Here is a 16,371-nt window from a genome sequence, read left to right as displayed (position 1 = left end):
GACGTCGTCGAGCGAGCGGCATTGTTGTCCCGGATAGGATCCGGCCCATGGCACGCATTCGCTCGATCAGCAAGGGCACGCAATCGATTCGCCCGCATGACACTCTCGTCGATTGCTTCTTCGATACGGTCGCCGACGAGAACGGCGACACCCTGCTCCACCTGACAACATTCGGTTCGGACTACCGGAGATCGAAGCCGAAGAGCAGCCAGTCCATTCAGATCGACATCGCGATGGCGAAGCAGCTCATCGAGGTCATCTACGATGCCTTCCCCGCCCTCGGCGCCGTCGACGCCTCGGCGTTGCCAGGTACCGCTACCACGGACCCGACAACAGCCGAGGCGTCTCCGATCTACGACGAACTGGCCGACCGCCTCCTCGGTGAGTGATCAGCCGGCCCCGAGCACGCCGGCGAGCTGATCGATGTCGGCGTCCTCCACTCGGTACACCTTGTAGCCGTCGGCACCGAGCCCCTTGTCCCGGTCCGGATCCTCGCCTTCGACGAGGACGATCCGCTGGTCCTCCCATGCCGCCTCGGCAGGCCAGTAGTACCGGCCGATGTCGATCCCGATCGACGGCTTCGGCACTCCACGGATCGACAACGCCAGCAGCAGCTCGACCACCGACGGCGATGTGTGGGTGAGGGTTTCGCCCCATGGTCCATCGACCGCCGCCCGCACCCCTTCGATCTTCAGCTTCTCGAAGATCGCGAGGGCTCCCGCCCGGGAGAGTCGATCGTGGTACCGGTCGTTTCGGTACGAGCGTAGGCATCCGTAGCAGGAGGTTTCCTCGCCGCAGTCACATCGGCCGACGCGGTCGACAGCGAACTGGATGACCCGTTCGAGGTTCTCCGCGATCTTCTTCGCCGCACCGGCGCCCGCGGGGACGGTGTCGAACAGGACGATGCTCCGCTTGCCGTCCTTGCTCCACGACAGGGTGCCGTCGATGTCGTCGCGACTGATCTCAAGTGCCTCCGACGCGCCTTCCAGGAGTGCGTAGAGAACTGACAGCCAGCGCGATTCGGAGTCCTTGTCGTACGACAGATCCGCGAACGTGAACTCGGCGACGTCCGTCTCGTAGCGGTGGGCGAGAGAGACGACGTAGGTCTTGCCTTCGCAAGGCTGGTCGGTCACCGGACGCTTGTGCGACCGCTTCGACGGTTTACCGTCCGACGCTTCCGCCCAGCCACACCACCCGCATAGGTGGAAGCCGGCCCCGCCGCCGTCCGCGATGACGGCCATCCGCGCCCGCGTCCCGGCACGAGCCTGAACCGGGATACCGCCGGTGGACTGCCATTCGAACGTCTCGGTGACGTCCCCAACGTTCTCCACATAGGTGGCACCACCCCACTTACGTTCGGGAGGTTCGGGTTTGACGTCCTCGACCTTGCGATCGGCGACGAATCCGAACTCCGGAATGACGAAGGTTCTGATCTTCCCGAACTCCTCGTCGCAGCTGGGGCAGCGTTCGGAGACGTCGAGTTCACGGGCGCACTGGAACTGTTCGCAGTTCCTGCACACCCGGTACTTGAGTTCCTCGAGTTCCCGTTTCGGCAGCTTGTGCAGGCCGCGTGACGTCCACAGCTTGCCACCGGCCACCACCTGGTTGCCGGGCGCGTAGTCGTAGATGGCCTGAGAGAGGTCCCGCGACAGCTCCAGACGAGCACCGATGTCGCCTTCGCAGTGCGAGGTACGTAGCTCCACCGTGTCGACCGGGAATCCGTATTTCGGCAAGATGTTCTTGTTCGCGAGGTAGCCGAGCAGCTGCCGCTCCTCGATCGTCTTCAATGTCTTCTGCAGCCGCCCGCCGAAGGCAAGCTGGTTCTTCTCCTTCGCCTCCTCGATGAGGTTGCGGAAGGTATCGAGGTCATTGCGCATGTCCTGCTCCGCGATGGACAGCAGGTCGCACAGTCGGTCGACCCAGCTCCCGTCGTGGACTCCGATGGCGTCGGCCACCTCCGGAGGAAGGACCTCACGGACGGCACTGTTCACCCGATCTGGAACCGGGGTGAGGAACGTGCGGACTTGCGCTGCAGGCGAATCTTGCCCTTCCGTTTCTGGGGAGAAGAAGGTGCCGGCGTGCTTCCAGATCATGCTGTCAGCCTCGAACCGGTGCCGGAAGTAGGCGGCGAGCGCCACCGAGTGCGCGTGCCGCCGGCCGATGCGTTCGTTGTCGATGGGGATCCACGGGATGCGCATCTCTCCCGCGATCATCGACTCCGGGTTCTGGTACTTCGACAGGTCGTGTGAACTGCGCTTCGCATAGGTGAGCACCAGCGCCGCCGATGCAGCGCGGCGACCCGCTCGACCGGCTCGCTGAACGTAGTTCGCCGTCTTGGGCGGCATATTCCGCAGCACCACCGACTGCAGGTCGCCGACGTCGACGCCCAGCTCGAAGGTGGTCGAGCACGAGAGCACGTTCACCTTGCCATCGATGAAGTCCTTCTGAATCTTGGCCGCAGCCTTCGCTTCCCACTGTGCCGTGTGTTCCTGGGCGGACAGCGGCACCGGGTTCATGGTCCGGTACATACTCCGGTAATGGTTGGTGTCGTCCGCGACGGCCGGCACCTCGTAGGTCTGCAGCGTTCCGTCGCACGGGCCGTGGGGGCACACGTCGCGCACGTTGTTGACGTTCAGCCGGCGGCACGACGAACACTGGTACCACGTGCTGTCGGCGCCGGACCGCATCCGCAGCTTCGCGTGGTCCACCTGGTACACGTCGCCGGCGAACTTGTCGGCAACCAGCGTCACGTATCCGGAGTCGAGGAGGAACTTCCAGCATCCGCCAAGCAGCTTCGCGGCATCGAAATCGGATCCGAGTGCAGCGAGGACCTTCCGCACCAGGAGGATGCGGTTATTGGTGGTACTGGGACGCCCGCCGGGCAGCCAACTGATGATGCGCCTCTTCTGATCGGAACCCATCGAGCGAATCCGGATCTTCGCGTTGCGCGGTTCGAAAATCTCCTGCTTGATGTCGACCTCGGGGAGCAGCGTCATGGCGCCCTGCAGTCGCACGGTCTTGAGGAGTTCCTCGAGCAGCGCCCAGCTCTCGTCCTCGCTGAGCCCGAGCCCGAGTAGTCCGCGCGGCGGCTCCGTCTTCCGAGTGCGGAGCATCGAAACCCGCATCAGACCGAGCCCCTCGAGGGATTGCCGCTGGTCCATCGCCATCAGTTCGGCCATGACCCACGGGTTCACGACGCGTTCGGTCTCAAGGCGCGTGGCGTCCTCCGGGAAGTACTGCGCCTGCTTGGCCCGCTCCATCGCCAGCGCCGCCAGGTCTTTCGCGGACAGGTTGTCATCGCTGTACTTGGGGTCGGTGAGGGCCTCGGTCAGGTAGCGACGCTCGAGCATCCGGCCGTACGTCTTGTCGAGGTACGGGGCCGCGAACGCGGCGGCCTGCCGGGAGTCGGAGAACATCAAGAGCTTCCGACCCTCGCCCACCTCCTCGACGGTGTCGTCCGCTGCCGGCGGCAAATGCTGGTACAGCGCGGTGGTGATGACGGCCGGGGCCGCGTTGACATCGGTACGCAGCCGGCGCACCACCTGCCGGGCGCGGGCACCGCATTCGGTGCACTTGCTCATCACTCGCGACGCCTGGGCGTGCTCACGTACCCGGAGGACGGGGCCACCGGGGCACTCCCCCAACAGACAGCTACCCGCGCCGAGGGCACCGCACCCTGCGCACAGGTGTCGGACGCCGGTCGAGGCCACAGAGTCGGCGTCGTCCGACAGCGTGATCTCGTCCTCGTCGACCAGCCCCTGCTCCTCCGCGTCAGTGATAACCAACCAGCGCACCGAGCTTTCGTTCTTGGCGGGACGGAAGTACTCACGCCCCTGCTGCCGGGCGACGTCACCTGCCAGATGCACCGCACCGCACCGCTGGCAGGTTCCGAACTCGAAGACGGCACGGTTCGTTTCCGGATCCACCTCGTGCCGTCCGAGCAGGACCTTCGGTCCGGCATCGGCGAACGACACGTACGAACCCTCGGTCGCCCGCACGAACATGTGGTAACGCGCCGACAGCACCGGATTGCCGCTGCCGTCACGCACCTTGGAACCGAGCGCTACAAGGGCTTCCAGCTTGTCTCCCGCGTCTGCGTCGCCGGGCCACAGCTGCTTCTCTAGTTCTCGGATGTCGACGGGCCCGCGAGCCAGGATCGATTTCAGATTGGCAATCGTATTCTCCGCGTGCAGAGAGTCAGCCCATTCGCCGCTGGCGCTGCGCGGGCCGAGCACGCTCAGGTCCGCATCGTCGTCGGCCAACGCGACGAGTTCGTCGTCGTCGAGCGTCCATGTGGGCGGCTCACGCCACTCCTGCCGCGTCGCGGTGACGAGGTCCTGCATGTCGTCCTCGCCGTCGATGTAGTCGAACGGTACATCGAACAGGTGGTGCGCGAACGTGACTGCTTCCTGGCCCTGGGACTCCGGAGTGCGACCGGTCAACGACGCGGAGGTAGCGATGCACTGCAGCTGGCGCCCCTGGGCGACGCGCTCTCGGAGGCGGCGGAGAAGAAGCGCGACCTCGGAGCCCTGAGCACCGTCGTAGACGTGCGCTTCGTCGAGGGCGATGAATTTCCAGGTTCCGGCGTGCTCACCGTCGAACAGGTCGAGGTCGGCGGGCCGCAGTAGGAGGTACTCGAGCATGGCGTAGTTGGTCAGCAGGATGTGCGGGGGCTTGGCCCGCATCTCCTGCCGACTGAGCAGCTCGTTCGGCGGCCGCTCCTGGCCCGGGTTCATGGACCTGTACGTCGATTCAGCGGCGTCGGCCGCTTCCAGCGTCTCACCGGTGTACCGGCCGAAGGTGATGTCCGGCATCCCGGCCAGCAGCGTCCGGAGACGCTTGAGCTGGTCGTTGGCCAGCGCGTTCATCGGGTACAGCAGCAGCGCCCGCACACCCGGCCCGAGCGTGCCGTTGGCGCGCTCTCCGATGAGCGAGTTGAGGATCGGCAGGAGGAAGCTCTCGGTCTTGCCGGAGCCGGTGCCGGTACTGACGACGAGGTTGCGCCCGGACACCACCTTCCGGATCGCACGTTCCTGGTGGCGGTAGAGCGGGCGCCCCATCGGCAACGCGTCGCTGTCCAGGAGCCGGAAGTCCGGGTGCAGCACCCCGGTATCGACGAGTTCGCCCAGCGAGGCACCGGGCGCGTACGGCGGGGTCAACTCGAGCATCGGCCCCTTGGTGAGCAGAGTCGACTCGTCGATGGCGGCGTCGAACGCGGCGGCCAGCTGCGGATCCCGGGGCGCCAAAAGCGTCTTGAGGTACCGCTTGTAGCTGGCTTCGATGCTGGCGCCGGCGGCGAGCGGATCCAGGCGGTCGGTCATGCGGGTTCTCCGATCAGGTCATCGTGAGCGAGATAGGAAGCGACTGCGTCGGCGATGAGCAAGTCGGTGGCCACCATTGCCGGGAAGTACTCGGCCATTCGCGCCCACGCGGTACGCATGTCCGCGGTCATCGGCGAGTACTCGAATTCGCCGCGTGCGTCCAGCCGGGCCACCGCCGCGAGGGTGAGCGACTGCATCGACAGCAGCATCCACGGGTGTTCGACGACGTCCACGCCGTGCAGAGCCTCGTTGCGGGCCTGGATGAAGTCGTAGAGGGCCGGCGCGACGGCCTTGACCTGACGCAGAGTGCGTCCGACGTGCCCCGAGAGTTCCGCACACGCCGCATCCTGGCTCCAGGCGGAACGCCGGTGGAAGGCGTCGGCCACAGCACTGGTTCGGGTATCGACGTCGAGTAGCGCACCGGGCACGAGGTGGACGGCCTCGAATAGTGCCTCGGTCTGTTCGGGTTCCATCGCATCCAACGCGAGGACGCCCCTGTCGAACATCCCGGAGAGGGGATCTTGCAGCCGTCCGTCGCGAAGTAGGCCCATCAGCGCGCCGCCACCCTGGTTCTCGAGATAGGCCAGTGTCTCGGCTCGTTCGCTCGCGACCCTGGCGCGGCGTGCGTTGAGTGACGGCAGGTCCGAGATTTCGACCATGCAGCCCACCCACGGGTCCGGGTGCAGGTCGTTGAGCGTCTCACTGGCGGAGTACGGCAGGTTGACGATCTGTGTGCGGATCAGCAGCGCCATCTTCTCGTCCAGGGGGATCGTGCTGCTACCCAGGGCTTCCAGCGCCGCCCGCGGATTCCGCCCGAGGATCCGGATAAGTCCACCACGGACGCGCTCGGTATCCGAGTCCATTGCACCGGGATCCATCAGCGACAAAGCCGACCATGCCCCGGGCGCGGCTTCCGCGACCAGCGGCGCACCTCCGTGCCCGGAGAGGAAACGCGCAAGGTCGTCGAGGGCCGGATTCTCGTCCCGCACCCATCCCGCCTGCGCGACGCGCAGTGCCGCCTTGTCCGGCGCGCTGGGCCGCGTGATGGTGACCCAGGGATCGTCGACGAAGACCTGCACGATCAGCTCACCGGCGTCGCGCAGCGTGTCCGGAAGCGACGCGCGGTCGCCACGGATGTCGAGCCGCTTCACCGGCCGCCATGGGGCGGTCGCCGCCCACACCCACGCTGCCAGGTCGTCTTCGTCGGCGAGGCCGGTGAACACGAGGTCGCCGCCGTCGAGGTGCGCGTCCTCGCAGAGCCGCGACGGCCGAATGTGCGCGATGGTGATGCTGTGGGTGCCGGTGTGGTCGTCGACGAGCGCCACCAGTCGGCAGGCGCCGATCCGGCGGGCGGTGTCGACGAACGTTCGTGTGGACAGCTGGAAGACGTTGTCGGCGGGCGTATCCGGGTACTCGTCCTGGACGGTCGTGCCGGTGTCGTCGACGAGTGCGAGGCTCACCTTGACGTCCCCGGGGATGCGTGCGGCCACGACGGCGTGCGCCTCGAGATCGGCCGGCGCGAGCACCTGCACGGACGTTCGCCACTGCGCCGGCGCGCCGAGCACGTCCACCCGGGCCTCGAAGTGCGGTGGGGTGACGACCAGCTTGTAGCCGTGGCCTCCGGCGCTCACCCGGACGTGGCTGTCGCGTTCGTCCGAGGCGAACGCGACACACTCGCGGTCGACGGACAGCGGTGCGCTGCAGGTAATCCCAGTGACGCTCTCTTCGAGGCCGCTGGTGGTGGGTCGACGGAACTCGACACCGTGGTCGACTTCGATGCCTTCGGCCAGGAACATCGAGTGCCGCTGGTCGGAGCCCATGGCACCGCTGACCCAGATTTCGTATGAGCCCAGCAGCCCGGCGGGGACGCCGGCGAACGGGTCGAGGTACGCCTCTTCGGTGTCGGAGTCCCATTCGGTATCGGCCAACCAGCTGCGGTCGCCGGCCCGGCGAACGCGGACCCGCCATGTCTCGGGTTCGGAACCGATGTGCGGCGGCAGCACGCTATCGGGACGCTCAGCGTAGACGGGAAGCCCATTGGGAGTCCGGAGGCCAGGCACGGGTTCGCCTGGCTCGAACCGCGGCGACCCCACCGACCGCACCCCGCGAATCGCGCCGTCCGGTCGGCCGGCCCGGCGAAACAGGATCGAGTTGTGGCCTGCGAGGTCCAGGAACTGGGCGTGCCAGCCCTTCCAGCCGGAAGGGGTCCGGGCTTCTTCCTCGAACTCGATGGATTCGCCGCTGACGGCGTCGGCGACCGTGCCGTCCTTTGGGTAGACGGCCAGCACAAGTCCGCGCGGCAGCGCCGTGTGTCGCTGAATCAGCCGGCCATTCTCGGTGAACAGCAGGAGGGGGTCCGCCGAGTCGACGACTGGGATGCGGAAGTTCTCGCCCGACGCGTCGTGGACCATCAGTACTTCGCGCGCCGGCGCGGTGACCGCAATCGGGGTGTGCGGGTGTTCGGCTCCGTCGTCAACACCCCAACCCCTCTCGGCGTAGATCTCGCGAGTGGTTCCGGCGATCGACACCTTCCACGGCGATTCCGGGGATTCGGTGGGGTACGGGACGCCCACCATCACTTGGTCGTCTTCGACGGAATAGGAGACAGCCGGCTTGCGCCGGCGCGCGACCTTCGGAACCGCGACGGCTGCCTGACCGAAGGGGCGTTCACGCAGCCGCTCGATGAGTCCTTCGAGTAGCAATGTCGGAAGGCCGGTCGTCGACGTGTCGAGGGCAAGGTCGTTCCACACGTCCGAGTGCTCGACTGTGAAGAGTAGGAATTCGATGATCCGGTCAAGGATGTCGACGGCGATCTCTCCGGCGAGCTGCAGGAAATTGCGGACCGGCACGTCGAGGCGATTCAGCCGATAGATCATCCCTGGCTCGGTGAGCCATTCGAGAACCGCAGCGCCGGTGGTGTCCCGTCCGTGCTGCACGTGCTCCTCGATGACCTCTACGAGGTCCCCCAGGCAGTACACCGGGATTCCGGCGTGCATGGCCATCAACCGGATGTAGTTGCTCGCCGCGATCTCGGGGAACTCACGTAGGCGAAACTTGCGGAGCAGGTCGTTGAGGGAGTGACGGAGCACGTGCTCGAACTCGTCGTCGGCTTCGAGGGCCAGCTCCTCCCAGTAGCTGTCCCAGAAACGACCCTGTTCGTATGCCAGCCCTGCGTGTCCGATCAGCGTCACGAGGGTCAATGCCGGGTACTTCTTGATCAGCGCCTCGTACGTGCCGGTGCGGAGTTCCGCAGTCGCCACTCGGCCGAACAGCTCCTGAGCACGCCTGATGGCGTCCTCGTCGAGGTTCACTTCGAAGAACAGATCGACCTTGTCGAGGTCCCGCGCAATGCGGAAGTTCTCGTCTCCCGCGAGATCGTTCAGATACGTCGACTGTGCCACTACCGACCGTTCCCCCTTGTTCAAACCGCAACAGATCGACTGTGCCACACGACACGGACAGAGAACGCGAACCCGGCATAACTGTTCTTCCAGGCCGTGCGGCTATTTTGATAGATCCGACCGTTCACCCCGAGGAGTTCGCCCCGCATGACCACAAGCGTCGACCTCAACGTCGCCCCCGGCTCGATCGTCGTGGTGCGCGACGAGGAGTGGCTGGTCACGTCCGCCGAGCAAGGTTCGGACGGGTGGCTGGTGCGGGCCCGCGGTCTGTCGGAGCTGGTCGCCGACACCACCGCGACGTTCTATTCGAGCCTCGACAGGATCGAGGTGCTGGACCCGCGCGACGCCCAGGTGGTCGCCGACGGGTCGTCCGGCTACCGCGATTCGCGGCTGTGGCTCGAGGCGCTGCTACGCAAGACGCCGTTCCCGTACGGCGACCAGACGCTGACGGTGTCGACGCAGATGCTCGCCGATTCGCTCGGCTACCAGCGGGCCGCGGTCGCGAAAGCGCTGGATCCGCAGCACATCCGGCCACGCATCCTGATCGCGGACGCGGTGGGCCTGGGCAAGACCCTCGAGATCGGCATGATCCTGTCGGAACTGGTGCGCCGCGGGCGCGGCGAGCGGATCCTGATCGTCACGCCGAAGCACGTGCTCGAGCAGATGCAGCACGAGTTGTGGTGCCGGTTCGCGTTGCCGTTCGTCCGTCTGGATTCGGCGGGCATCCAGAAGGTGCGGCAGAAGCTGCCGGCCACCCGCAATCCGTTCACCTACTTCAAGCGGGCGATCATCTCGATCGACACCCTCAAGAGTCCCCGTTACAAGGCGCACCTGCAGCGGCAGCACTGGGATGCGGTGGTGATCGATGAGTCGCACAACCTCACCAACGTCGGCACCCAGAACAACGAGTTGGCCCGCGTCCTCGCCCCGAACACCGAGGCGCTGATCCTGGCGTCGGCGACGCCGCACAACGGCCGCGAGGAGTCGTTCGCGGAACTGCTGCGGCTGCTCGACCCGACGGCGGTCGCCGCCGACGGCACGTTCACCAAGGAGGACGTGGCCTCGCTGTTGATCCGCCGGCACCGGCACCATCCGGAGGTGGCCGCGGAGGTGGGCAGTGACTGGGCCGAACGGGCCGAGCCGGTGCACCTGCTGGTCAAGCCGTCACCGGCGGAAGACGCCGTCGCGCAGGAGCTCTCGCAGACCTGGCTGCATCCGACGACGGGGCGGTCCCCGTACTCGGGGCAGACCAAGGCGTTGTTCCCTTGGACGCTGGCGAAGGCGTTCCTGTCCTCCCCCTCCGCGCTCGCCGAGTCGATCAAGCAGCGCCGCGGCAAGCTCGATCCGCGCCATCCTGAGCAGGCGGCCGAGCTGGCCGCGCTGTCCACCCTCGACGAGCTTAACTCGAAGGCGCTGGGTGACTCGGCCGGCAAGCAGGCCGCGCTGGTTCAACGGCTACAGGACATCGGTGTCGGCAAGAAGTCGACCACCCGGGCGGTGGTGTTCGCCGAGCGCGTCGCGACGCTGCGCTGGCTCACCGAGCACCTGCCGAAGGCATTGGGGCTCAAGGCCGAGAACGTGGCAATGCTGCACGGCGGCCTGTCGGATGTGGAGCAGCAGGAGATCGTGGACAGCTTCAAGCTGGAGACCTCCCCGATCCGGGTGCTGGTCACCGGCGATGTCGCGTCCGAGGGCGTGAACCTGCACGCGCAGTGTCATCACCTTATCCACTACGACATTCCGTGGTCGCTGATCCGGATCGAGCAGCGCAACGGCCGCGTGGATCGGTACGGGCAGAAGCATCCACCGGTGATCTCGTCGCTGATCCTTGAACCGTCCGACGCGGACTTCTCCGGCGACCTGCGGGTGCTGTCCCGTCTGTTGGAGCGCGAGAACCAGGCGCACGGCACCCTCGGCGACGTCGCGTCCCTGATGGGCAAGCATTCGGTGACCGACGAGGAGAACGCGATCCGCGACGTGCTGATCGGCAAGTCCACCCTCGACGAGGAGATCCGCGACATCGACGAGGTGGCTGCCGGCGACGACCTGGACGCGTTCTTCGCGCAGTTCGACCTGGACGACGAGACCGTCGACGACGCACCGGAGGCGGCGCTGCCCCAGGCGCCTCGGCAGAGCCTGTACGCCGACGACCTGACCTTCCTCGACGAGGCACTCAAGGCCGCATTCCACGACGTGCCCCACGCGAGCCTCGAGGCCGGCGGCGTGGGCTGGACGATCCACGCCAACCATGCGGTGGCCGAGTTGACGCCGCCGCGGGACCTGCGCCAGCGGCTCGGACAACTGCCGCAGAACTACTTGCAGCATGGCCGGGTCCTTGAACGCCTCACCCTCGCCACCTCGCCGGAGGTCGGCAACGCGCAGCTCGCCGCAGCCAAGGAGGGCAAGGGCGTAGCGGGCACGACGTGGCCGGAGGCGCACTTCCTGGGTCCGTTGCACCCGGTGCTGGACTGGGCCAGCGACCGCGCGTTGAGTGCGTTGGGCCGCAACCAGATCTTCGTGATCCGCGGCGACGTGGACGCGCCGACGGTGCTGCTGATGGGCACGCTGATGAACCGGCGCGGGCAGCTGATCTCGCGCGTGTTCTCCACGGCCGAGTTCCCGAACCCGGCCAATCCCGATTTCTGTTCGGTGACCACCTTGGGGAATCTCGACTTCCTCACCACGGACACCGGTTTGACACCGGGATCGGCCAATCCCGGCCCTGTCCCCGATGCCGACAGCTACCGGCGACTGATACCGACTGCGGTAGACCATGCGACCAAGGCAATGCGGCTGGTGCTCGACAAGCAGGAGAGCACGGCGAACGAACGCCTCGACCACTGGCGTGCACGAGCCGAGCGCTGGCGTGTCGGAGCGACCAGCCAGCTGGAGCTGTTCGCCGCGCAGCGATCCAAGGTGGAGAAGCTCAGCTCCCGCGTGACCGAGGAGCAGCGCCTCGCCGAATCCCTCGCCCCCACCCAGCAGTTGGTGCGTCCGCTGCTGCTGATCGTTCCCGGAAAGGACCAGTAGTCGTGGCGTCTTTCGATTCCATCGTCATCGGCGAGGACTGGATCAGCGAGCACTACTTCACCACCGACTCGGCGAAGGAGTCGTTCCACGGCAAGGTACTCGAGCTGCGCAAGCTGTGGGACGCGGAGAAGAAGGACGGTAGGAGGACGGTCCGCGACGACCTGCTCGCCACCACAGGCGAGCTGCAGACCGCACTCGCCGCGCTGGCGGAGAACCCGGACGCGGCACCCACGGCGCACGCGCTGACCCGCACCACGTTCGGCTATCCGGCCGCGCTGTCTACGTACACCGCCGAACGCGCCGGCTCCGCGCTGGAGATCCCGGATGCGCTGCTCGACGGTGTCACGAGTGTGCTTTTCCTGCAGGCGGTTCCGGTCGCCTCGATTGAGGATCTCCTCGACCCCGACACCGGGCAGCTGATCACCCCGGCCGTGGAGGACGGCAAGCCGATCGATTCGGCATCCAAGGCGGTGTCGGCGGCCTTCCGGTCGGACAACCCACCGGTGTTCGTGGTGGTACAGGCCGGACAGTGGCTGCTGCTCGCGGAGGCAGAACGCTGGGCGGAGGGACGCTACCTGGCCGTCGATCTGCTGGTGGTCGCAGAACGCCGCCACGAGGCGAAGGGCGGCGAGATCGACCGCGTCGCCGCGATGTTCGGTAAGCAGGCGTTGCTGCCGGACGCGGACGGCAACATCTGGTGGACGGGGGTGCTGGAGGATTCGGTCAAGCACACCGTCGGGGTGTCAAAGGACCTGCGCGAGGGCATCCGGCTGTCCATCGAGATCATCGCCAACGAGGTGGTTCGCCGGCGGGCCGACCAGGGGCTGACGCTGGACGGGATCGAGGGGCAGGATCTGGCGAAGCACTCGCTGCGGTTCCTGTACCGGATCCTGTTCCTGCTGTATGCGGAGGCGTCGCCGGAGATGCGGGTGCTGCCGACCGGCGCCGCCGAGTACGAGGAGGGCTACGGCCTGGACCGGCTGCGGGAGCTCACGCTCACCGAGCTCGTGTCGGAACAGTCCCGCACCGGCACCCACCTGTACGAGTCGCTGGCGACGCTGTTCCGGCTGGTGGATCGCGGCCACTCCCCCGCCGTCCGGGAGGATGCCGCGGACGATCCGGCGCCCGGCCTCGAGTTCCAGCCGCTGCGCGCCGACCTGTTCAAGCCGGAGTCCACGGCACTGATCGACGAGGTAGGCCTGGGCAACGAGGCGACGCAGCGGGTGCTCGAACACCTGCTGCTGTCGAAGGAGTCGAAGGGACGGCGGGGCGCCGACCGCGGCTTCATCTCGTACGCGGAGCTGGGCATCAACCAGCTGGGCGCGGTGTACGAGGGCCTGATGAGCTACACCGGATTCTTCGCGGAGGAGGACCTGTACGAGGTCGCGAAGAACGGTGACCCGGAGAAGGGCTCGTGGGTGGTCCCGGTGGACCGCTCCGATCACCTCGACGAGAAGGACTTCGTCCGCGTGGTCGACGAGGCCACCGGCGAGGACAAGCCGGTGCTGCACCGCAAGGGCACCTTCGTGTTCCGGCTCGCCGGCCGCGAGCGCCAGCAATCGGCCTCGTACTACACCCCCGAGGTATTGACGAAGTTCGTGGTCTCGCAGGCCCTCGAGGAGCTGCTGGACCAGAACGACGAGCGGACCACGCCGGAACAGATTCTGGAGTTGACGATCTGCGAGCCCGCGCTGGGTTCGGGCGCGTTCGCGATCGAAGCGGTCCGCCAGCTCGCCGCCGAGTATTTGAAGCGAAAGCAGGAGGATCTGGGCGAGCTGATCGACGCCGACCAGTACCCGGTCGAGCTGCAGAAGGTGAAGGCGCACATCGCACTGCACCAGGTTTACGGCGTGGACCTCAACGCCACCGCGGTGGAGCTGGCGGAGATCTCACTGTGGCTGGACACGATGGTCGCCGGCCTGCAAGCCCCGTGGTTCGGCCTGCATCTGCGCCGCGGCAATTCGCTGATCGGTGCGCGGCGGTCGGTGTATGCGCCGAGCCTGCTGGCGAAGAAGCAGTGGCTCAAGGAGCCGGCGAAGGACGTACCGCTGGGTGAGGAGATCGGCGCCGGCATCCACCACTTCCTGCTGCCGTCGGAGGGTTGGGGTGCGGTGATCGACACCGCCGAAGCCAAGACGTACGCGCCGGAGAAGCGCGAGGAGCTGCGGCTGTGGCGCAACGAGATCCGCAAGTCTCCGAGCAAGGCGATTGTGAAGCGTTTGCAGGCGTTGGCGCAGCGGGTGGAGACGCTGTGGGAGTTCACCCTCCGTCGGTTGACGATCGCGGAGTCGGAGATCCGCCGCGACATCCATCTGTGGGGCTCGGATCCTGTCGAGCACACCCCAGCGGTGACGCGGGAGGAGATCGAGACCGTTCTGAGCGATCCGAATGGTGCGTACCCGCGGCTACGGCGGGTGATGGACGCGTGGTGCGCGATCTGGTCATGGCCGCTCACATCGCAGTTCGATCCGCCGGATTGGGATCAGTGGCTCGGAGGCCTGGAGGCCGTACTCGGCGTGCCTGTGAAGGAAACCGCAGCTGAGCGGCGCGGCCAGATGAGCATCGGCCGCGATACGAGTTGGCAGGAACTCGGTTTCGCCGAGGAAAACGATCTGCTGCTGTCGCGGGCGATGGCGGTCGGCCGTGCGTATCACCAATTCCCGTGGCTATCGGTTGCGCAGGACGTCGCTGAGAGGCAGGGCTTCTTCCATTGGGAACTCGATTTCGCACCGGTGTTCGCCCGGGGCGGTTTCGATCTGCAGGTCGGTAATCCGCCGTGGGTTCGGCCGGACTGGGACGAGGCCGCCGTGCTCGCCGAATTCGATCCGTGGTGGCAACTGACAGATAAGCCTGCCGAAGACCTCACGCAGCAAAAGCGAGCCGAAACTCTCTCCTCACCTGACGTGGCAAAGGCTCATCTAGCCGAGCGAGCAGACCAGGCGGGAGCGAAGGAACACCTTAGATCCAGCGTCGATAGACCCGTCCTCGCTGGACTGCAACCCGATCTGTATCGCTGCTTTATGGAGCGCACGTGGCGATCAACGGAGCCCAACGGAATCGTTGCACTCATACATCCCGAAAGCCATTTCACCGAACTGCGAGCAACTGGCTTGCGCCGCGAAACATATCGGAGGCTTCGACGACACTGGCAGTTCCGAAACGGCCTCCGACTGTTTGAAATCGGACATGCGCGCGAGTATGGCGTGCACATTTATGGTTCGCCGTCAGCAACGCGCTTTCTTCAGGCAGCTTCGCTCTACCACCCAGACACCATCGACCGATCTCTTGAGCACGACGGGTCCGGCAGCGAGCCAGGCGTCCGCGACGAAAAGGGAAAGTGGGAGATGCGGCCACACTCCAACAGGATCACTACTGTAACCGATAACACGCTCGCAACCTGGGCTGGCCTAATCGATACACCCACCACACCAGCGACAGAAGCGCGCATGCTCTACTCAGTGAATCGGTCGAGCGCCGAAGTCCTCGACAAGATTGCAGCCTCACGACGAATTGGTGATGCCCAGTTCGAATGGACACGCGGCTGGGAGGAAGATCGCGACCGTAAAGCTGGATTCTTTGAATTGCGGTCAGCAGTACCCGACCGCTGGGAAGATATCATCCTTCAAGGGCCCCACCTGACCGTCGCCACGCCAATTTACCAACAAGGAAACCCAACGATGCGGAGTAATCAAGACTACTCCAGGATAGATCTCGAAACAGTCGGCAGCGATTTCGTCCCACGCACCAACTATCAGGTATCAAAACCTTATGATGACTACATCGCTGGCTATACAAAGTGGCATAACGAACCCAGCTCCAACTATTTCCGTCTGGCATGGCGTGAAATGTGCGATCCTGCAACCGTGCGCACGCTCCACTCCGCGCTCATCCCGCCCGCGCCCACACATGTCGGCGGCATCCTCTCCCTGTCTGTAGAGGATCCTATAGACCTGGCGGTAATGTCTGGGTTCACTGCATCACTTGTTGCAGACTTCCTCATCAAGGTAATGGGTGTTGGTCACATTAAGACCTCCACGCTCGGCAAGATTCCATATGTACGCAACCACATCCTCGAGTCCCAACTGATACTTCGCACGCTCCGCCTGAACTGCCTTGTCCGCTCATACGCTCCATTATGGACGCAGTTGTATAAAGACACCTGGCAAAACGACATGTGGGTTCCGGGCGCAGGCGTCGCGTACGTCGCCCGTGAACCGATCGGCGCAGTCGGCCGCGAATGGGCGTGGGAGACCGCGCTCCGCCGCGGCGCCGACCGCCGCCAGGCTCTCATCGAAATCGACGCGATCGTCGCGGTCATGCTCGGCATCACTGCCGAGGAGCTGCTAACGATCTATCGTACTCAGTTCCCGGTGTTGCAGAAGTACGAGCGCGAAGCACTGTACGACGCAACTGGCCGCCAGCTCCCGACGAAGCTCGCGTCCGAGTACCGCAAGAGGGGCTTCCTCAAGCCGACCGACCTCACCGTCGACGGCATCACCTACCGGGAACCCTTCGCTACCGTCGACCGCGAACGCGACATGAAAATCGCGCATCGATATTTCGAACATGAACTCAATAGGATCACCCCCTAGAAATGCAACGAGAAATCCGGGAGTCCC

General features: G+C 65.7%; 5 protein-coding genes. 3 read left to right on the top strand and 2 right to left on the bottom strand.

Annotated features, from left to right (window positions below; translation table 11 throughout):
- The first annotated feature begins 47 nt into the window (after nt 1-47).
- Nucleotides 48-389 (top strand): hypothetical protein, encoded by a 342-nt coding sequence (locus tag ABEU20_RS11105; RefSeq protein ID WP_420164461.1) that lies wholly within the window; start codon nt 48-50, stop codon nt 387-389.
- On the opposite strand, the gene ABEU20_RS11100 is transcribed toward ABEU20_RS11105, so the two are convergent.
- Together ABEU20_RS11100 and ABEU20_RS11095 are read right to left on the bottom strand one after the other, a co-directional pair.
- Complete coding sequence (locus tag ABEU20_RS11100; protein ID WP_420164460.1) at nt 390-5,321, bottom strand: DEAD/DEAH box helicase; 4,932 nt, start codon at nt 5,319-5,321, stop codon at nt 390-392.
- Entirely contained in the window at nt 5,318-8,722 is a 3,405-nt protein-coding gene (locus tag ABEU20_RS11095; protein WP_420164459.1) for a hypothetical protein, read from the bottom strand. Before ABEU20_RS11095 ends, ABEU20_RS11100 begins: the two co-directional genes overlap by 4 nt.
- 147 nt (nt 8,723-8,869) lie before the next feature.
- Here ABEU20_RS11095 and ABEU20_RS11090 point away from each other — a divergent pair, with 147 nt between their 5' ends.
- Together ABEU20_RS11090 and ABEU20_RS11085 are read left to right on the top strand one after the other, a co-directional pair.
- Complete coding sequence (locus ABEU20_RS11090) at nt 8,870-11,752, top strand: helicase-related protein (protein WP_420164458.1); 2,883 nt, start codon at nt 8,870-8,872, stop codon at nt 11,750-11,752.
- Between the two features lie 2 nt (nt 11,753-11,754).
- Nucleotides 11,755-16,344: a DNA methyltransferase gene (locus ABEU20_RS11085; RefSeq protein WP_420164457.1), complete on the top strand. Its 4,590-nt coding sequence runs from the start codon at nt 11,755-11,757 to the stop codon at nt 16,342-16,344.
- Nucleotides 16,345-16,371: the final 27 nt, after the last annotated feature.

Source organism: Rhodococcus parequi (assembly GCF_046042785.1).
In the GTDB taxonomy this organism is placed as follows: Bacteria; Actinomycetota; Actinomycetes; order Mycobacteriales; family Mycobacteriaceae; genus Prescottella; species Prescottella parequi.
Note: the sequence above shows the minus strand (reverse complement) of the source record. Positions and strands in the feature narration are given on the sequence as shown.